Annotated in this window: 15 protein-coding genes and 2 pseudogenes; 10 read left to right on the forward strand and 7 right to left on the reverse strand. The window is 68.6% G+C overall.

All coding sequences use genetic code 11. From position 1 onward, the window contains the following. Positions 1–213: 213 nt before the first annotated feature. Together EHS43_RS01610 and EHS43_RS47320 are read right to left on the reverse strand one after the other, a co-directional pair. Positions 214–737: pseudogene (locus EHS43_RS01610) on the reverse strand (nucleotidyltransferase domain-containing protein); the annotation flags it as partial. Positions 738–1185: 448 nt separating this feature from the next. Continuing rightward, on the reverse strand, positions 1186–1929 hold the full coding sequence (locus EHS43_RS47320) for a Ku protein (protein WP_312023401.1): 744 nt from the start codon (positions 1927–1929) through the stop codon (positions 1186–1188). Here EHS43_RS47320 and EHS43_RS01620 point away from each other — a divergent pair. After that, positions 1877–2467 (forward strand): TetR/AcrR family transcriptional regulator, encoded by a 591-nt coding sequence (locus tag EHS43_RS01620; RefSeq protein ID WP_125188727.1) that lies wholly within the window; start codon positions 1877–1879, stop codon positions 2465–2467. The two genes, EHS43_RS47320 and EHS43_RS01620, sit on opposite strands and share 53 nt — an antisense overlap. 146 nt (positions 2468–2613) lie before the next feature. Here the strand turns inward: EHS43_RS01620 and EHS43_RS01625 are convergent, their stop codons facing one another. Together EHS43_RS01625 and EHS43_RS01630 are read right to left on the reverse strand one after the other, a co-directional pair. Then, the gene (locus EHS43_RS01625; RefSeq protein WP_125188729.1) at positions 2614–3420 is read right to left on the reverse strand and encodes a class II aldolase/adducin family protein; all 807 of its coding nucleotides are present in this window, start codon (positions 3418–3420) and stop codon (positions 2614–2616) included. A gap of 40 nt (positions 3421–3460) precedes the next feature. Continuing rightward, positions 3461–5002, reverse strand: a complete 1542-nt coding sequence (locus EHS43_RS01630) for an aldehyde dehydrogenase family protein (RefSeq protein WP_125188731.1) — start codon at positions 5000–5002, stop codon at positions 3461–3463. Between the two features lie 143 nt (positions 5003–5145). Between EHS43_RS01630 and EHS43_RS01635 the strand changes: the two genes are divergently transcribed. From EHS43_RS01635 to EHS43_RS01670, 8 genes are all read left to right on the forward strand, one after another. Further along, positions 5146–6117, forward strand: coding sequence for an SMP-30/gluconolactonase/LRE family protein (locus EHS43_RS01635; RefSeq protein ID WP_125188733.1), 972 nt, complete (start codon positions 5146–5148; stop codon positions 6115–6117). Between the two features lie 97 nt (positions 6118–6214). After that, positions 6215–7081 carry an SDR family oxidoreductase gene (locus EHS43_RS01640; RefSeq protein WP_125188735.1) on the forward strand — a complete coding sequence of 289 codons (867 nt, stop codon included), beginning with the start codon at positions 6215–6217 and terminating at the stop codon, positions 7079–7081. A gap of 112 nt (positions 7082–7193) precedes the next feature. After that, complete coding sequence (locus EHS43_RS01645) at positions 7194–8396, forward strand: amino acid deaminase/aldolase (RefSeq protein ID WP_125188768.1); 1203 nt, start codon at positions 7194–7196, stop codon at positions 8394–8396. Between the two features lie 42 nt (positions 8397–8438). Next, positions 8439–9710 carry an MFS transporter gene (locus EHS43_RS01650; protein WP_125188737.1) on the forward strand — a complete coding sequence of 424 codons (1272 nt, stop codon included), beginning with the start codon at positions 8439–8441 and terminating at the stop codon, positions 9708–9710. Between the two features lie 47 nt (positions 9711–9757). Beyond that, positions 9758–11101 (forward strand): D-arabinono-1,4-lactone oxidase, encoded by a 1344-nt coding sequence (locus EHS43_RS01655; protein WP_260470336.1) that lies wholly within the window; start codon positions 9758–9760, stop codon positions 11099–11101. 282 nt (positions 11102–11383) lie between these two features. Further along, positions 11384–12439, forward strand: coding sequence for a cytochrome P450 (locus EHS43_RS01660; RefSeq protein WP_185806077.1), 1056 nt, complete (start codon positions 11384–11386; stop codon positions 12437–12439). Further along, positions 12436–13677 (forward strand): NAD(P)/FAD-dependent oxidoreductase, encoded by a 1242-nt coding sequence (locus EHS43_RS01665; protein WP_185806078.1) that lies wholly within the window; start codon positions 12436–12438, stop codon positions 13675–13677. The genes EHS43_RS01660 and EHS43_RS01665 overlap by 4 nt, the downstream gene beginning before the upstream one ends. A 7-nt stretch (positions 13678–13684) precedes the next feature. Continuing rightward, the gene (locus tag EHS43_RS01670) at positions 13685–14002 is read left to right on the forward strand and encodes a 2Fe-2S iron-sulfur cluster-binding protein (RefSeq protein ID WP_221740704.1); all 318 of its coding nucleotides are present in this window, start codon (positions 13685–13687) and stop codon (positions 14000–14002) included. A 205-nt stretch (positions 14003–14207) separates the two neighbouring features. Here the strand turns inward: EHS43_RS01670 and EHS43_RS01675 are convergent. Further along, positions 14208–14720 (reverse strand): annotated as a pseudogene (locus EHS43_RS01675) (HAD family hydrolase); the annotation flags it as partial. A 121-nt stretch (positions 14721–14841) separates the two neighbouring features. Between EHS43_RS01675 and EHS43_RS01680 the strand changes: the two are divergent. Then, positions 14842–16287, forward strand: a complete 1446-nt coding sequence (locus EHS43_RS01680; RefSeq protein ID WP_125188769.1) for an NF041680 family putative transposase — start codon at positions 14842–14844, stop codon at positions 16285–16287. 66 nt (positions 16288–16353) lie between these two features. On the opposite strand, the gene EHS43_RS01685 is transcribed toward EHS43_RS01680, so the two are convergent. Continuing rightward, complete coding sequence (locus EHS43_RS01685) at positions 16354–16614, reverse strand: hypothetical protein (RefSeq protein WP_125188747.1); 261 nt, start codon at positions 16612–16614, stop codon at positions 16354–16356. A 307-nt stretch (positions 16615–16921) separates the two neighbouring features. After that, a complete protein-coding gene (locus tag EHS43_RS01690) occupies positions 16922–19690 on the reverse strand; it encodes a LuxR family transcriptional regulator (RefSeq protein ID WP_260470337.1) in 2769 nt (922 codons plus the stop codon). Between the last annotated feature and the right edge of the window lie 23 nt (positions 19691–19713).

Below are 19713 nucleotides of genomic sequence, written 5' to 3' on the forward strand. Positions count from 1 at the left end.
AAGTCACCGCACGGGACATCGCACCCGAGCCGGGCCCCGGCGTCCTCGCCCACCTCAGCCGGCCAGAGGCTGAGGCCGGGCAATAGCCTCAGCCGTCGGCGAGCCGGCCGTCGGGCTGGGCGTACGGACCGTCGCGGTGGTTCTGCCAGCCGTCCAGCTGAGCAGGATGCCCAGTGCCTCGGCGGATTCGGGCTGGGGACGGCGGCCGGTCAGCAGCCGGACGTTGCGGGCATCGCTGTCCAGGTCGTCGAGCAGTCCGGGGATACCTGCCACGCTCGCCCGGACCAGGTCGGCCTGTGGAACCGGGTCGAGGACCTGCGCCGGGCGCGGGCCGGTGAGGGGGTGGTCGCCGGCCCGCGCCATGGTGATCAGCAGGGCCAGATCGGCCATCGGCTCCGGCTGGGGGACCTGGCCGGTCTCGTACTCTACGCACAGCCACTCTCCGTAGAGGAAGTCGCAGGTCGGTGGATACCGCCACGGCCTGACCTCGGACTGGACAACCACGGTGAGCTCGACCGGGCGAACCTCGTTTCGGGATCCGGAGATCCGCAGCAGTCCACCGGAAAGTGTCCGTCGCTCCTGCTCATTCATTCCTCGCCGGGAGACAACCAGCACGTCCACGTCACTGGCCGGCCTGAGTCCACCGAGCACCCGGAGGAGCCGTGAAGGTATGTGCCGACGACCTCTTGGCGGAGCACACCGCGGACCAGCCCCACGGTCTCCTGAACCTGATTCACTGCACCAGCGTCTCCTCTCATCCCGCCGACTGCACCGCATTGACTGACTACGGCTGGTCAGGGAGAGAGGCAGCCCCGCCGGCCTACAGCAGCGGGCAACATTCTCCCGGCGCACGATGCGGTAGGCCCTCGCGATTCCCTGCAGGTTCTTCCTCCAGGGTGCGGGTGCCGGACAGGCGCGGGCAGAGTGCGGTCGATGATGGTCAGTCCGGCAGCGCAAGACGCCACGCGCGCACCGCCTGCTGGAAGCGCGGGAGCGCCAGCAGGCGGTACCTCGCTCAACACCGGGACGACCATCGGTGTGCGTTCAGGCGCTGCGTGGCCGGCGTGCGGCCGTCTTCTTCGTGGTCTTCTTCGCAGCCGTCTTCTTGGCTGGCTGCTTCTTCGCGGTCCTCCTCTTCGGCATCTCATGGACGTCGGCGTCCTCACCGCGGGAGGAGGCCTTGGCCTACTGGACGGACTCATTGAGGGCGGCCATGAGATCGAGAACCTTGCCCGGCTGCTCGGGCTCCGGGACATCGGGAAGCGGTTTGTCCTCCCGCTTCGACTCGATGATCTTCGCGAGGGCGTCAGTGTAGGTGTCGGCGAACTCAGGGCCCTCGCGGTCGTCCCGGCTCATGCGGCCGACGAGAGCGAGCGCCCCGTCGAGTTCCTCCTGCGAGAGCGTCTCGTTGGGCGGGTCGACGGCGGCCGGGTCGCGGACTTCGTCCGGCCAGCGCATCGCGTGCAGCACGATCGCGTCTTCGCGCAGCCGCAGCAGGTCCAGGCGTTCCCGCCCTGACCAGGCGTATTTGGCGATCCCGACCTTCGATGACCTGGCCAGGGCCTGGCGCAGCAGCGTGTACGGCCTCGCGGCCACCTGCCCGTCCGGCACCAGGTAGTAGCCCTCGGCAATGCGGATCGGGTCGATTGATGGACCACCGCATCGGCAACAGCAAGGACGAGTGCTTCGTGGGCTCGTGGGCGAGGGCATCGACATCGACGACCAGGCCCACACCGGGATACTGCCTGAAGCCCGCGGACCAGATGTCCACCATCGACTCCTATGACCGAGATCGCAGTTGGTCGATCGTCCAAGACGCCGGTTAGCATGGAGTGAGCACTTCACTTTTGATGAAACGGTGGACCGAATGTCTCGCATGGCAGCGAAGGATCGACGGGAAGAACTCATCGCCGCGGCGTTCCGCGTCATGGTCCGCGACGGAGTCGTCAAGACCACGACACGCGCTGTCGTCAACGAGGCGAAGATGCCGCTGGGCGTTTTCCACTACTGCTTCAACTCACGTGAGGAACTCCTCCAGGAAGTCATCACCCGTATCACGGACAGCGGCGTGGCCAAGGCCCGGAACGTCTTCGAGGGAGAGGGCGACCTCGGCGCACGCATCGCCAGGAGCCTCTTCGCCTTCTGGGAGGGGGTCGAGCTCAGCCCGGGAGAGCATCAGGTGGGGTACGAGCTCGCCCATTACGCGTTGCGCCAGGAGGGCTTTGAGGATCTGGCCCGCAGGCAGTACGAGCACTACCTGGAAGTCCATGAGCAGCTCCTCGCTGAAGCTGCCGAGAGCGCGGGCATCAAGTGGACGGTGCCCCTTCCTGTTCTGGCCCGCTACCTCAACGCGGTTCTGGACGGTGTCACGCTGTGCTGGCTGGCCGACCGTAACAGCGAGAACACCCGTGAGGTGCTCCGTCTGACCGGCGAGCACCTCGTGAGCCTCGCCGCCAAGGAGGCGTGAGGTGAGTCGCCGGTGAGCGCACGCTCATAGACGCTGGCCGCCTCCTCATCGGATGGCGGCCGCAACAGCAACAGGAAGTCGGGTGGGTGCGGCGGCCGTGGCCGCCGCACCCACCCGACTTGGCTTCCCGGGATCAGCGCGTCATGTCAGTCGAACAGGTCGGGCTGTTCCGCGGTGATCTGGTCCCATAGGGGGCGGAACTGGAACCAGCCCGGGAGGGGGCCGGAGATCTGGTTCCTCACCATCCGTGCCGTCTCCGGATCGATGAGCTTCGGTTCACCCGCGGCCATGGCCAGCAGCTGCGCCTGGCAGGAGCGTTCCATGGTGATGAAGTACCAGGCCGCCTCGGCGACGGAGGCCCCGACCGTGAGCAGTCCGTGGTTTTGCAGGATGACCGCCTTGGCTTCGCCCAGGGCCACACCGATCTTCCGGCCTTCCTCCGTGTCGTTGACGACCCCGCGGTAGTCGGAGTAGATGCCGTGGTCCTCGTAGAAGGCACAGGCGTCCTGGGTGATCGGGTCCAGCGGGACGCCGAGGCTGGAGAAGGCTTTGCCGTGCACGGAGTGGGTGTGCGCGGCCGCGACCACTTCGGGCCTGGCCCGGTGCACCTCGGAGTGGATACAGAAGGCGGCGTTGTTGACCGGGCGCTTGCCCTGAAGGAGCTTGCCGTCATGGTCGACGAGGATCAGGTCGGAGACGCGGATCTGGCTGAACGACATCCCGAAGGGGTTGACCCAGAAGGCCGACGGGTTCTCCGGATCGCGGGCCGTGATGTGTCCGGCCACACCCTCGGAGAAACCGAAGCGGGCGAACAGGCGGAAGGCGGCCGCGAGTTCCTGCTTGCGGACCTGACGCTCCTCCTCGGTGCTCAGGTTCTGCTGGGGCAGCGGCAGGGTGACGCCCTCGGGCATGGCGCCGACGGACATGTGCGGGGCGGCGGCTGTCGTGGTCATCGGAATCTGGCCTTTCGTGATCTGGTGGGCGATGGCGCGGTCACTTGCTCCGGGGGCGCAGGCGGTTGCCGTACATGAGGTCCACCAGGCGCAGGATGGACCGGTAGGCCGAGGGGTCGAACGGGATCATGTGAAGGTCGCGGCGGGTCGGGAAGCGGTTCACGCTGACGGCCTGGAGCCTGGTGTACTTGCGGATGCCTTCGGCGCCGTGCCGTACGCCGAGGCCCGACTCCTTCCAGCCGCCCATGGGCAGGCCGAAGGCCATGTAGTTGGTCTGGGCGTCGTTGATGGTGACGCAGCCTGCCTCGAGACGCTCCGCGAGGTGTCGGGCACGCTTCATGTTCGAGCTGATGATGGAGGCCTGCAGGCCGTAGGTGCTGTCGTTGACGAGCCGGACGGCCTCCTCGGCGCTTGCGACCTTCATCACCGGCAGCGTGGGTCCGAAGGTCTCCTCACGCATGCATTTCATGGTGTGGTCGACATCGACGAGCAGCGTCGGTTCGAAGAACCGGCCAGGGCCGGGGGCGGCGTGGCCCCCCACGAGGACGCGCGCTCCTCGGCGCACGGCGTCCTTGACGTGGTCCGCGACGATCGCCATCTGCGGCGGGAAGGTCATGGCGCCCACATCGGTGCTGCCCAGCCCTGCCGGCCTGCCGGAGGTGACCTCCTCGAACCGCTGGCGCAGCCTGTCGACGAACGCGTCGTACACCGGCTCCTCGACGTAGACGCGCTCCACCGAGGTGCACATCTGGCCCCCGTTGCACAGAGCACCGTGCAGGGTGACGTTCACCGCCCGCTCCAGCGAGGCATCGGCCAGCACGATCAGAGCGTCCTTGCCGCCCAGTTCCAGTGAGCACGGGACGAGCCGCTCACCCGCCCGCGCGGCGACGGTCTGGCCGGTCTTCGTGGATCCGGTGAACATCACGAAGTCGGCGGCGTCGACCAGGGCCTGGCCGGTGGCGCCGGCGCCGGTCACAACCTGGAAGACGTCCTTGGGCCAGCCGCACTCACGGGTCATCTTCTCCATGAGCAGCGCGGTCAGCGGTGTGTACTCCGAGGGTTTGAGGACGACGGCGTTGCCGGCGGCCAGGGCGGGGATGGCGTCACCGAAGGAGTTGATCAACGGGTTGTTCCAGGGGCCGATGACTCCGACGACACCGAGTGGCACCCGGCGGGTGTACATGCTGCGGCCGAGTACGAATGGCGAGAGCGAGCGGATCTTCGTGTCGGCGAGGTAGTGCCGTGCGCGCTTGGCCCAGTGGGCGAAGGCGCTGACGCAGTAGACGATCTCGACGATCGCGTCCTCTTCGGTCTTGCCGTTCTCCGCGACGATGGAGTCGATGATCTCCTGCCTGTGAGTCAGCAGCCACCGACGACCGCGCGTGAAGAATTCCGCACGGCTTCGGGCGCTCAGTTCAGCCCAGCCCGGCTGTGCCTGCCGGGCTCGTGCGACCGCTTGCGCCACCTCCTGCGCCGACGCGTCTGCGACGTGGCCGACCACTGCTCCGGTGGCCGGGTTGTCCACTGCGATGGGTGCGTCCGCCCGGGCGCCGTCGGACGTGAGCGATCGAGTCTGAGCCACGGAAAAACTCCTGCCGGAACGTTGACTTCGGTTTGCCCAGAATGAGACGGTCACCCGTGCAAGTCAAGCGTCTTGTACAGATGACCAACTTGGTTTGCGGCAGAGGCACCACGTCCAAGGCCCGTCACCAAGGAGCGGCTGGAATGAAACGGACGACATCGGTCGCGTTGAGCGGCTTCGGCGTTCCCGAGTCACTGCGGTGGCATCAGGGAGCCCTGTGGTTCTCCGACCTGGCGCACGGCACGGTGCACCGCTGGGACGGCACGGGAGAGGCCGAGACGGTACTCAAGGTTCCCGGCCGGGCCGGCGGGCTCGGCTGGCTTCCGGACGGGCGCATGCTCGTCGCCTCCATGGACGGAGGTGTGGTGTACCGGCTGGAAACAGACGGCGAGCTCGTCGAGCACGCGGATCTGCGGCACCTTGTCGGCGGCCCGGTCAACGACATGCTCGTCGATCCGCACGGGCGTGCGTACGTGGGCAACTTCGGCTTTGACTACCACGCGTTCGCCCGCGAGCACGCCAACGCCATGCTCTACGCGCCGCCAGGCCCGACGAAGGCGCCGATCGCATGCCTTGCCCCGGACGGGACCCTGCTCGGGGTGACCGAGCCGGTGCTCTTCCCCAACGGATGCGTCCTGACGGCCGACGGTGCCACCATGGTGGCGGCCGAAACCCTGGCCATGCGGCTCACCGCCTTCCCCGTGCTCCCCGACGGCACGCTCGGCAAGCCGCGCCCCTGGGCCCCGCTGATCTCCCCGTTCCTGTGGCATGCGGTGAACCATCCGGGGCTTCTCGGCCGGATCACCCGCAGGATCTCGGCACTTCTGGACCACCCGGCCATCGCCAAGCGCTCCACCTCGCCGATCGCCCCCGACGGCATCGCCTGGCACAGCGACGGCGAGACGATGTGGATCGCGAACGCACTGCGCGGCGAATGCGTGCGCGTGGCCGAGGGCGGCCGCGTCCTCGACCGAGTGGCGACGAGCCAGAACACCCTGAGCTGCCTGGTCGCAGGTCAGGACGGGCGCACCTTGTTCGCCGCGACCGTGCCGACCGACGATCCCGTCCGCGCCGCACAGCTGAACGGTGGCCGCATCGAGATGCTCCGACTGTGAGTCCCCAGGTAACAGCTGTGAATCCCCAGGTAACAACCGAAGACAATCTCGTATCGGACAGTTGACCTGGACATACGACCAGGAGACTCTGTCGGCCATGAGCGAAGTGTCTGAAAACAGCCGGGTCCTTCTCGTCACCGGCGCTGCCTCCGGCATCGGGGCCTCGATCGCGCAGTCGGCGGTCGCACGCGGTCACCGCGTGATGCTGTCCGATGTCGACGAGCAGGCCGTACAGGCCAGGGCGCTCAGTCTGGGCAACCGGGCCGCAAGCTGTGTCCTGGACATCCGAGATCCGGCGGCGTGGGTCAAGGCCTTCGAAGCGACGGAGGCCGCGTTCGGAGCCGTCGACGTGCTGGTCAACAACGCCGGCATCACCCACACCGGCCACGCAAGTGCCCTCGGCCCCCAACAGCACCGCGACATCCTGGAGGTCAACCTGCTCGGCGCCATCACCGGCACCTGCACGGCGATCGAGCGGATGACCGCGCAGGGCCGCGGCCACATCATCACCGTCTGCAGCATGACGTCGTTCCTCCCGCTGCCCGGATATGCGACGTACTGCGGCTCGAAGCACGGGCTGCGGGCGTTTCACCACAGCGTGGCCCTGGAAGAACGCGACGGGCCACTGGACTTCACGATCATTCATCCTCCGTCCACACGCACGGACATGCTGGAGCAGGAACTGGCCGACCCCGCTTGCGCCATCTCCTTCGCCGAGAAGTCCTACGCACCGGAGGAGATCGCCAAGACCGTTGTCGACGCGATCGTCTCCAAGCCGGTCGAGGTGGTGTTCCCTCCCGTGGGCGGCCGTGTCCAGCGGATCGCCGGCGTCTTCCCCCGCCTGATGCGGTGGGTGATCCCGCTCGCCGAGGCCAAGGGCAGGCGGCACCGGGAACGGCTCATGACTCCCAAGGGCCGCCACCAGTCCGATGCGGCGCGGCCTTCGGACCGCTCGACCGTCTGACGCGGTTCCCGGCCGCCGCTTACCGGGCCGGTCCACTGAACTATCGAGAAAGGGTGCGGATGTGAGCGCACATGTGGCGTCCTGGCCGGACGTGAAATCGGCCGCGTCCGCCATGGCCGGTTTCAGCGAGTTCCGGATGGCCCAACTGGAGCGGGCCACCCAGCACTTGGATCCGCCGTTCGCCGTGGTGGACCTCGATGCCTTCGACGCCAACGCCGACGATCTGGTGCACCGCGCGGGCGGTCGCGCCACGATCCGCCTGGCCAGCAAGTCGGTCCGCAGCCGCGACCTGATCCAGCGCGTCCTGCAGCGCCAGGGCTACCGGGGCATTCTCGCCTTCACCCTGCCCGAAGCCCTGTGGCTGGCCGATGACCACGAGGACGTGGTCATCGGCTACCCGACCGCGGACCGCACCGCGTTGCAGCAGCTCGCCAAGGACGAGCGGGCGGCCTCACGCATCACCCTCATGATCGACTCCGTCGGACAGCTGGACTTCATCGACGAGGCCGTCGGTGCCGCCCGCACCCCTCTGCGGCTGTGCATCGATCTGGACGCCTCCCTGGAACTGGCCGGCGGACGCATCCACCTGGGCCCGTACCGCTCCCCCGTGCACACCCCGCACCAGGCGTCCGCGCTCGCCCGGGCGATCCAGAGCCGTCAGGGGTTCCACCTGGCCGGGGTCATGTCCTACGAAGGACAGATCGCCGGCATGGGCGACAACCAGCCCGGATCCCCTCTCAAACGCGCCGCACTCCGCGCCATGCAGCGTCTGTCGGCACGTGAACTGGCCGACCGGCGCGCCGCCGCGATCGCCGCGGTCGAGACCGTCGCACCTCTGGAGTTCGTCAACGGCGGCGGGACCGGCTCCGTGGAGCAGACCTCGGCCGAGCACGTCATCACCGAGATCGGCGCGGGTTCGGGCCTGTACGGACCGGGACTGTTCGACTTCTACCGGCGCTTCCGTCCCCGGCCCGCCGCCTACTTCGTCATGCCGGTCGTACGCCGTCCCACGGACAAGATCGCCACCGTACTCGGGGGCGGCTGGGTCGCCTCCGGCCCGCCCGGCCGCGACCGTCTGCCCACTCTCAGCTGGCCCCGGGGCCTGCGGATGAACCCGCTGGAAGGAGCGGGAGAAGTGCAGACACCCGTGCTCGGTCCTGCAGCGCACGGACTGCGCCTCGGCGACCACGTGTGGTTCCGGCACGCCAAAGCCGGCGAACTGTGCGAGCGGGTGAACACCCTCCACCTGGTGTCCGGCAGCGAAATCGTCGGCCAGGCCCCCACCTATCGGGGTGAAGGACACGCCTTCCTCTGACCCGTCTCCGCCATCCGCGGCCCGCCTTCTCCCGGAGGCCCGATGCTCCCCGACTTCAACTCCCCCGCTCCTGCCCTTGCAAGCCCCCTCGGCCCGGCCACCGCCCAAGGACCGGCCGAACCCGTCTCGCGCCGCTGGACCAGTCTGTACGGCCTGGTGTGGTTCGGGTTCTGGATGGCAAACCTCGTCCCCCTCCAGCTGCTGCTCCCCCAGCAGCTGGAGGCGATCGATCCAGCCTCGAAGGTCTACGACTTCGCCGTCGTCAACGGTGTCTCCGGGCTGGTCACACTCGTCGCCCTGCCCCTGTGCGGCGCCCTGTGCGACCGTTCCCGCAGCCGCTTCGGCCGGCGCAGACTCTGGCTCACGGCGGGCGCTGTCGCCTTCGCCGCCGGGCTGATCGTCACCGGCGCGCAGACCACCGTGACCGGCGTGGCCGTGGCGTGGGCGGCCGGCATGATCGGACTCAGCGCAGCCACCGCCGGGCTCACCGCCATCATCGCCGACCGCGTTCCCGAGGACCAGCGCGGCATGATCTCCAGCGCCATCTACGGTCCTCAGGCCCTCGGCGTGGTCGTCGGCATCGCCCTCGTGTCGGCTTTCGGACTCTCCCCCATGTCCGGGTTCACCGTCATCGCGGTCCTGCTGATCGTCTGCCTGGTGCCGTTCCTGACTGCCCATCGCGACATCGCCTTCCACGCCGAGGCGCCGCTCAGCATCGGAGAACTGCTCGCGTCGATGGGCAGCTCGCTCAGGAACCGGGAATTCGCCTGGGCCTTCGGCGGACGGCTCCTGGTCAATCTGGCGAACTCGCTGGGCACGTGTTACACGCTCTACTTCCTCAGTGACGGCCTCAAGGTTCCCGATCCGGCCGGCAGCCTGCTGGTCTGCACCGTTCTCTATCTCCTGGCCGGCCTTCTGGCGACCGCCGTCGCCGGTGTGCTGTCCGACCGCCTCGGCCGACGACGGATCTTCGTCGCCCTGGCGGCGCTGCTCCAGGCTGCTTCCGGCTTCCTGCTGGCGAGCGCCCCAAGCCTCACCGTCATGCTGGTGGCATCCGCCCTCATGGGCGGCGGCTTCGGTGCGTACATGGCCGTCGACCAGGCTCTGATCACACAAGTGCTCCCCGATGCCGAGAGCCGGGCCAAGGACCTCGGCATCATGAACATCGGCTCGGTCGTTCCCCCGGCGATCGCCCCGTTGATCGCCGGGGTGATCATCAGTTCGGAACACGCCTACCCGCTTCTCTTCGCGCTCGTGGGTGCGGCCGCCGCCGTCGGAGCGGTCCTCGTCTACCGCATCCGTTCCGTCCGCTAGGGGCGCGCATGACACCACCACCCAGCTCACCGAGGAGGGAGTACGACGTGGCAACGACCCGCTACGGCGCGCACGCGGGCAAGGACCGCGCGAACAGGAGTGTGTGGCGGAACTGGGCCGGGAACGTCACGGCCCGCCCGGTGAGGAACATCGCACCCGCCTCGGTCGACGAGCTCCGCGCCGTTGTGCGCGAGGCGGCCGAGAACGGCCTGCCGGTGAAGCCCGTCGGCAGCGGCCACTCGTTCACCACTGCTGCCGCGACCGAGGGCATGTTGATACGTCCTGACCGCCTGACCGGCATTCGCGCCATCGACCGGGAGGCCGGAACCGTGACCGCGGAAGCGGGCACACGGCTCAGGGACCTGAACGTCGCCCTGGCCCGGGAAGGCCTGTCACTCACCAACATGGGCGACATCATGGAGCAGACCGTCGCCGGCGCGACCAGCACGGGCACCCATGGCACGGGCCGCAGCTCGGCCGCCATCGCGGCACAGATACGCGGCCTTGAACTGGTGACGGCGGACGGCGCGTTGCTCACGTGCTCCGAGAAGGAGAACCCGGACGTGTTCGCCGCTGCACGCATCGGGCTGGGCGCGCTCGGGGTCGTCAGTGCCATCACGTTCGCCGTGGAACCGCTGTTCCTTCTCACCGCGCGCGACGAACCGATGACGTTCGACAGGGTCACCGCGACCTTCGACGAACTCCACGCGGCCAACGAGCACTTCGAGTTCTACTGGTTCCCGCACACCGGAAACTGCAACACCCTGCGAAACAACCGCAGTACAGGTCCGCTCGCCCCGATGGGCCGGTTCAGAGGCTGGTTCGAGGACGAGTTTCTCTCCAACGGTGTTTTCCAGGCAGTCAACTCGCTGGGGCGGGCCGTGCCCGCCGCCGTCCCGGCCATGGCGAGGGTGTCGAGCCGGGCTCTTTCCGCCCGCAGCTACACGGACATCCCGTACAAGGTCTTCACCTCCCCCCGCCGCGTGAAGATGATCGAGATGGAGTACGCCCTCCCGCGCGAGGCACTGATCGACGCCCTGCGCGAGGTGAAGGCCATGGTGGACCGTTCGGATCTGCGGATCAGCTTTCCCGTCGAAGTGCGTACGGCACCCGCGGACGACATCACCCTCTCCACGGCGTCGGGCCGGGAGAGCGGATACATCGCCGTCCACACCTACCGGGGCATGCCGTTCCGTGAATACTTCGCCGCGGCGGAGCGCATCTTCACCGCGCACGGCGGACGCCCGCACTGGGGCAAGCTGCACACACGTGACGCCGACCACTTCGCGGCGGCGTATCCGCGCTTCGGTGAATTCACCGCACTGCGTGACCGCCTCGATCCGGATCGGCGCTTCACCAACGCATACCTGCGACGAGTCCTGGGCGACTGACCCGGCCCTGTCCACAGCTCTCATTACAGAAAGGTGGTAGTCAAACCCATGTCCTCCACACAGCTGACTTCGGTGGCAGATATTCCCGCCGTTGAGGACTTGCTCCCGTTCGACGAATTCTCACGCGACTTCGTGGAAGCGGCACGGGAGTTGCGGGGCCGAGAAGGAACCGACTTCCTCCGGGGCCCGATGAACAGTCTCGTCGTGCTCCGTAACAAGGACGCCAGAACGCTCGCGGCGAATCCGGCGTTGGGCAACGTGCCCGCGGACATCGTCTTGTGGATGGCCACCGAAGCAGATCTCGGCTCCGGGCCCGTGACCAAACCGGATCCCGAACAGACCGAAGGGTACGGCAGGTTCCTGCGGAACCAGGTGTTCACCACCAACCCCCCGCTGCATCAGCCGTACCGCAATCTCCTGGTCCGGCAACTGATGCCCCGGAACATCCTCCGTTTCGCTCCCGCCGCCGAACGCCTCGCACAGGAACTCGTCGAGGAGTGCGCCGGGCGCGACCGGACCGACTTCTCCCGGGAGTTCGCCGGACGGTTCGTCACCCGATTCTGGGCCGAGCAACTCGGCCTGAGCAGGGACCAGGCGGCGCACGTCCAGCACCTCATGGAGGAGATGAGCCTGACGTTCCTGCTCACCCGCACGCCCGAGCAGTCGCAGCGCCTGTTCTCCGCTGCGGCGACGTACATGGACGTGGTCGGCGATGCCGTTCGGAAGGCCTGGTCGGACGGAGGCAACGCGCTTCTCGACGACATGGCGGCCGAACTCACCACGATCGACATGGAGGGCAAACCGGAGGACATCGGCTCGCTGGTGGCCTCGAACTTCTTCGACGGTTTCCACACGATCGGTGTGGCGATCGAGAACGTGGTCTTCCGCATGCTGAGCGACGGGACGGCCCTGGAACAAGTCCGTGCCGACCCGGCGTTGGTCACCAGTGCCTTCTACGAGGGCACACGCCTGGAGTCCCCGCTGATGCTCAGTCAGCGACTGACGCTCCAGGACCTCGAGTACAACGGCGTCTTCGTCCCCGCCGGCACACCGGTCGTCATGATGTGGGCCTCGGCGAATCGCGATCCCGATGTCTTCGACGACCCCGACAGCTACCGGCTGACCCGGCAGATCCAGCACGGCGCGACCTTCGGCGGCGGTGCCCATCTGTGCCCGGGCAGGAACGTGGCCCGGATGCTCACCGAGATCGCCGTGACCGCGCTGACCGCGCCCGATGTCGATATCGCACTGGTCGGGGACGATCACGCATGGGCGGCCCACTCCATGATGCGGCAGCTGACGGCGATGCCGGTCACCATCCGAGGGGCGCACCGGTGAAGACCGTCGTCATCGTCGGTGCGGGACAGGCCGGCTCGGAACTGGCCGTGGCACTGCGGCAGAACGGTTTCAGCGACCGGATCCTGCTCGTCGGGGCCGAACCCCACCTGCCCTACCAGCGCCCGCCGCTGTCCAAGGCGTTCCTGCACGGCAAAGTCGATCAGGTGGCACTGCGGATTCGCGCCCTGGATACATACACCAACGCCGGCATCGAGATCGAACTCGACACCGCCGCGGTCGGGATCGACCGCCGGACACGATCCGTCGCCCTGGCCGACGGCCGCACGCTGCGCTACGACAAGCTGGCCCTCACCACCGGTGGCAGTCCGCGTCCTCTCCGATTCGGCTCCGGCCACGTCGCAGGCAGGACTCTGCATCACCTCGACGACGCGATCGCGCTGCGGCAGGAACTGCAGTCCGGTGGCACCCTGCTGATCGTCGGTGGCGGATTCATCGGCCTGGAGACGGCGGCCGCCGCGACCGCCATGGGGATCGCGGTGACGCTCGTAGAAGCCCAGCCGCGAGTCCTGGCACGGACCTGCCCACCGGCCATCTCCGCCTTCGTCGAACGCGAACACCGCCATCACGGTGTCGATCTGCGCACAGGCGTGTCCGTCCGCAACGTCGTCCGGCGCGACGGAGCCCTCCTTGCGGAGCTCAGCGATGACACCGTGGTCAGAGCCGGCCTGATCCTGACCGGCGTGGGGATCGCTCCGAACGACACCCTCGCCACCACCGCGGGACTGGCCGTCGACGACGGCGTCCTGGTCGACGCCGTGGCCGGGACCGAGGACCCCGACATCGTCGCCGCGGGCGACTGCACGCGGCAGTGGAACGGTTTCCTCGGCCGCAGCGTGCGCCTCGAATCCGTTCAGAACGCCACCGACCAGGCCAGAACCGCGGCCCGGACCCTGTGCGGAAAGCCGACCGAGCGCTTCACGGCGCCCTGGTTCTGGTCCGATCAGTACCACCACAAACTCCAGATGGCCGGTCTGCCACAGACCGGCGACACAGCTGTCGTCCGCGGCGACCCGTCATCGAACTCCTTCAGCGTGGTGTATCTGCGCAAGGGCATCATCACCGGCTTGCACGCGGTCAACCGGCCGCGGGATTTCATGGCTGCCCGGCCACTCGTCACGGCGCGGGCCGCCATGACCGGGGATGAAGCCGCCTCCGAAGATCTCCCGCTGTCCGAACTGATGAAGCGACACCAATCCACCGCAGAAAGGCGTGCCTGACGTGCCAGTGATCAAGTTCATCGAGGCCGACGGAACACCGCACCCCGTGGAGGCCGTCGTCGGCCAGAGCCTCAAGCAAGCGGCACTCGACCATCTCGTGCCCGGCATCATCGGCGACTGCGGCGGCTGCGCTTCCTGCGGAACCTGTCACGCCTACATCGACGAGAAGCACCTGCCGCTCCTCCCTCCGGCTGACGAAAACGAGGAGATGATCCTCGAGGGGGTACCGGCGTCACGCACCTCCAACAGCCGCCTCACCTGCCAAATCCCTGTGACAGCCGACATGACCGGGATGGAGGTACACATTCCTGACACTCAGTTCTGAGGGGCGCGCCATGTCTCGAGTGTCAGGGTGGCTCGGGCAGGCTCGGTGGCGGGCTCACCGAGCCGAGTAAGCGGCTCGGTGAGCGGCGCGCCGACGTCGACCGGGAGAGTCCAGAGTCACGCGATGCTGTTCTTGTCCTCCCGCTCGGTCAGAACCCGGAAGAGCATCTGGGCGCCGCGGCGAGGCGATCGCCCTGGTCGCGGCATCAACGAACGGCTGTGACCAGGCGACTCAAGACGGGAAGCACGCCCCGCAGGTCGTCGTCGTCCACCGTGACGGTCGCCGCCTCGCGCGCTCCTGCCGATGCGTTGAAGGCCACGCTCAACTCGACGGATGCGAACAGTGGCAGGTCGGATCGGCTGTCTCCAACTGCCCCGCACGAGCGGGGAGCCAGCCCCAACTCCTGCGCCTGTGTGAGGGCGAAATCTCGTTTGTCGTACTCGTCGAAGTGACGGGCGACCCGGCCTGTGAACCGGCCGTCGGTGGTCTCCAGCCGTGGTCCGCTGAACGCGTGGAAGCCGAAGCGGTCAGTCAGGTAGCTGCCGACTGGCGACCAGGCGAGGGTTGCCAGCACGGGCGCCAACCCGTTCTGCCAACACCAGGCCACGGTCTCCGTGATGCCCGAGACCAAGGGAAGCCCGTCGAACCAGCCAGAGACTTGGTGTTCGGGGACTCCCGCCCAGTCGGCGGCGTCCAGCTCAGCTTGTTCTTTATCTTCCGGCCTCGAACGGCGTCTCGTACTGGGTCGCTCACCTGGGGGTTCGCCGGACGTGGGGGCGGCCTTCGTCTGATCATGTGCTCCGACCAAGGTGCACGTGACCACGACGAAGGCCGTGAGGGTGAGTCTGCTGCCTGATGCCGTCCGCAGCGAAGCGTTCGCGGAAGCGTCACGCTTCCGGGGCGAGTTTTACGAGTGTCTGACCGCTCGGCGCGACGAACTGTTCGAGTTGGAGGACGCGGTGCTGTGTGCCGACGGTGCGGTGAAGTCCGCGGTGGACTTGACCCTTCTGCCCGAGCATCGGCGCGGGCACGGAGCGATGTACGGAGGCTTGAACCGCGGCCGGATCGACGTCGATCGGCTTCGGACGCTGCTGGCAGGACTGCCCTTGCCGCGTTTCGACGGCGGGCGCCTGGTCTTGGCGGTCGATGTGTCGCCGTGGCTCCGCTCGGACGCGCCGTGCTCAGCAGAGCGGCTGTTCTGTCACGTCTATGGCCGCGCGAAGACGGCATCGCAGTTCATTCCGGGCTGGCCCTACTCCTTCGTGGCCGTGCTGGAGCCGGGTGCCACGTCCTGGACCGCGATCCTGGACGCGGTCCGGCTCGGCCCGGCGGACGACGCGACCGCGGTCACGGCCTCCCAGCTGCGGGGTGTCATCGAGCAGCTCATCGCCGCAGGCCAGTGGCAGCCCGGTGGCCCGGACATCGTGATCGTCATGGACGCCGGCTACGACGTCACCCGCCTGGCCTGGGTCCTGCGCGACCTGCCCGTCGAGCTGGTCGGCCGGGTCCGTTCCGACCGCGTCATGCGCCTGCCGAAGCCGCCTCGCGTCCACGACCCGAAGGGCGGGCGGCCGCCCAAGCACGGCCCGGAATTCCGCTTCACCAAGCCGGAAACCTGGCCCGAGCCCGCGATCACCACGGTCACTGACACCACCAACTACGGCAAGGCCGAAACGCAGGCATGGGACCGGGTCCACCCCCGGCTCACCCACCGCTCCTCATGGCTCAACCACGACGGCGAACTTCCCCTGGTCGAGGGGACGTTGATCCGGTTGAAAGTCGAGCATCTGTCGAAGGACCGCGATGCGCCGCCGGTGTGGTTATGGTCCTCCAAGACGGGCGCCACCCCAGAAGACGTGGACCGCTTCTGGCAGGCATTTCTCCGCCGCTTCGATCTGGAGCACACCTTCAGGTTCGCGAAGCAGACCCTCGGCTGGACCACTCCGAAACTGCGTACTCCCGAGGCGGCGGACCGCTGGACCTGGATCCTGATCGTCGCTCACACCCAGCTCCGGCTCGCCCGGCCCCTCGCCGAAGATCTCCGCCGGCCCTGGGAGAAACCCACCACCTCCGACCGGCTCACCCCGGCCCGGGTCCGCCGGGGGTTCAGGAACATCCGCGCCTACCTCACCTGCCCGGCCCGTGTTCCCAAACCCCGCGGCACCGGCCCCGGGCGACCGCCCGGCGCCAAGAACAGACACCGGGCACCCCGCTACGACGTCGGCAAGACCGTCAAACGCCCTGAGACCCTCAAAGCCATCGGCAAGCCGGGAAGATCTTGGTAGATAAAGAACAAGCTGAGGGCTGTCCCGGAACTGCTGGTCACGGTGAATCGGTAATGCCGACCTGCGTCAGCCGAAGATGAGGTCGACGTCCTTCTCGACGCATAGCTGCAGGACAACCGCCAACTGGCTTGCGTCGTCGATGTGTCGCTGGAGGAGCGGGTCGACGCTTCCCTCGTAACACCGGCCGGCGGGCTCCTGGAGGCGGGGCAGGATCGCGGCGCACTGGATCGGTGTCAGTTCGGGGCCGTTGTCGTCGGGGTGATCGGGGAGTGGTGCCAAGGCGGTGGTGACGTCGCTCCAGGGGCGCGATCCACCGAAGCCGCGCATCTCGTCCAGGGCACAAGGTGATGGAGACGGTGTGCCGCTGTCGTTGCCGCGCGTCACAAGGGTGTCCGTTGTCAGGGAGGTAGACCAATACCTTTCGGCCATCGCCGAAATCGGCAGGTTGTGCGATCAGCGCATGACGATGGAGAAGGGATGCCCAACCGGACCGGTGAGAGCGGGCGCGCTGCCTCCCAGCACGCCCTCGTCTTGCCCGTCGACGAGCTCCCCACCAGGACCACGATCCGGCTGCGGCCCGCCTGCCCGACGCCTCGGCGCACGGATGTCCCGGGAGGCCGGTTCGCCCCCGTTGTCAGTCGTCGGCGTCGGTCTCCGCGAGCTTCTGCCTGATCTGCTTGCGCGACGTGATGCCGAGCTTGCGGAAGACCCTGCTGAGGTGGAACTCGATGGTCGAGCTGGTGACGAACAGCTGGGTGGCGATCTCCGCGTTGGTCAGCCCCGACGCTGCCCGGGTCGCCACATGGAGTTCCTGCGGGGTGAGGTCCAACTGGGTGTCGACCGTGCGTTTGCGTGCGGTCTCTCCGGTGGCCAGGAGTTCCACCCTCGCCCGCTCCGCGAACGGCGCGGCCCCCCAGGACGCGAAGGACGCGTACGCGGACCGCAGTTGGATCCTGGCGTCGGCACGACGCCTGCGACGCCGGAGCCACTCGCCGAAGAGCAGCCGCGACCATGCCAGTTCCACGGCCACCGGGACCTTCTCCAGCTGTGCGATCGATTCCTGGTACAGCTGCTCGACTCCGTCGTCGTCGGTCATCAGGGCCCGGCAGCGCGCGAGCAGCCCCAACGCCCAAGGGGTGCCGGCCAGCGGGGCACGCTCCTCCATGCGCTCCATGGCCATGACGGCGGCCTTGCGGTCGCCGGACCGCACCCCGGCCTCGACCATCCCGGCGAGGTTGATGTCGCCCAGGACCAGCGGGTCGTGGTCGAACACCGCCCGCAGGGCCTCGAGCGCCTCGCGATACCGGCCGTGACCGATCTCGAAGATGCTCAGCGCCTGGCCGATCCACCGCCGATTCTGTACGAGGCCCAGGTCCTCGGACAGGGCGCGCAGGGTCGCGACCGCGGCCCGCAACTCGGCTTCCCTGCCGGTCCAGGCGTACAGCAGCGCCCTGTTGAAGTCTCCCGACGCGCTGTAGCCGGTCGCGGCCATGTAGTCGTCCGCCTCGTCGAAGCAGCTCTCGGCGGCGGCGAACCGGCCGTCCCAGATCTCCACGGTGGTGAGGGCGACCAACGCGATGCTGAGTCCGTAGAGGGCTCCGCGGTCGCGGTTCGCCGTCACCAGCTTCCCGAGGATCACCCGCTTGGCCTCGATGTCCCACAACTCGTCGCCCGCGAGGCTGACCACGGCGCTGAACGTGTTGGGGTCCTGGAGTTCGTCGGCGGTGCGCAGCCGGGCCAACGCCGCGGCCAGGGCCGGGGCTCCCGCGGCATAGCCGTAGGCGATCAAGCGCGCCAGTGCCGCCATCAGCGGATCGGGGCTCCAGGCCGGCAGCAACGGCCCGCGCCAGGCGTCGGCGGCGGCCTTGGCGACCTCACGAGGTGTCGTCCCGGTGATCGCCCGACCGCCCATGATCGCCGCGTTCGTCGCCTCGCGCAGCAGTGCCCAGCTCGCCGCGGGATCGGTGGTGCCGAGGTCGGCCACCGCGTCCAGCAGCATCGCGGGCACCGCGCGGGGGCGGGCGCACATCATCTCGACGACCGCGCGCAGCCGTGTCGCGTGGGCCCGGGCGGTCGGCCCGGTCAGATCGGGAGTGGCGAGTTCGAGCAGCGTCCGGACCGCCGGCAGGTTGCCGGAGGCGAGGTGTGCCGCCGCCGCGTCGAGATACCGCTCCGCGCGTCTGCCCGGATGGGTGGTCAGCTCCGCCGCCCGGGTGAGGACCAGAGCCTGCTCGGAGTGTCCGCCACGCGTCTGGGCCCGTTCGGAGGCGGCTTCGAGCTCCGCGGCCACACTGTCGTCCGGGCCGTGGGTCGCCTCGGCCAGATGCCAGGCCCGACGCTCCGGGGCGCTCGTGGCGGCGAGGGCCGCCTGGACCCTGCGCCGCTCCTCGGCGGACGCGGCCGAGTGGACCGCCGACCTGATCAGCGGGTGGCGGAATTCGGCGATGACCCCGCGGTTCAGTATCCCGGCGGCGACAGCGGGCGTGGACGAGCGGACGGACAGGCCCAGGACGCCGGCGGCGCGCCACAGCGTCGCCCGGTCGTCCGTCGGGGCCATGGCCATGAGCAGCAGCAGGGTCTGGGTGTCGGCGGGCAGCCGCCCCGCCGTCCGCCGGAAGTGCTCCTCCAACTGCCGGTTCAACGGCAGCGGTTCGGGCAGTGGCGCGACCCCGGCCAGCTGTTCCGGGTCGAGGTTCACCGCGAGTTCCAGGAGGGCGAGGGGGTTGCCCCCGGTGCCGGTGACAAGCCGCTCGGCGACCTCCCGGTCCAGGTGCCCGCTCACGCCGTCGGTCAGCAGGGCCCGGGCCTCCGCGTGTGCCAGTCCCTCCAGCCGGAGTGCGGGCAGGGCGCCGAAGACGTCGTGACCGCCGGTCCCGTCCCGCCCGGCGAACAGCAGCCCGAGGCAGTCCGCGTACAGGCGTCGGGCCACGAACGCCAAGGTCTCCGCCGACTCGCGGTCCAGCCACTGCACGTCGTCGACCAGGCACAGCATCGGCGCCGCCGTGGCGGCGTCGGAGAGCAGGCTCAGCGCGGCCAGTCCGACCAGATGGCGGTCGGACGGCGAGTCATCGGTCAGGCCGAATGCGGCGTTCAGGGCCTCACGCTGGCGCTGTGGCAGAGCGGACAACCGGCTCAGGTGAGGGCGCAGGAGGCGGTGCAGGGCGCCGTAGCCCAGTCGCGTCTCGGCCTCGACGCCGACCAGCCTGACCACCGTGAGGTCCTGGGCGGACCGGGCGGCGTGCTCCAGAAGCCGGGACTTGCCGACCCCCGCGTCGCCCGTGAGCACCAGGACCGCGCTGAAGCCGTCACGGACCGATGCGAGCAGCCCTTCGATCGCCTCCCGCTCCGCGTGCCGACCGACCATCCGCGGCCTCGCCGCCCGGTGAACCCCGGACCACACCATGAGACGCCCCCTTCGCGTTCCGC

Source organism: Streptomyces sp. RP5T (genome assembly GCF_003933965.1).
In the GTDB taxonomy this organism is placed as follows: Bacteria; Actinomycetota; Actinomycetes; order Streptomycetales; family Streptomycetaceae; genus Streptomyces.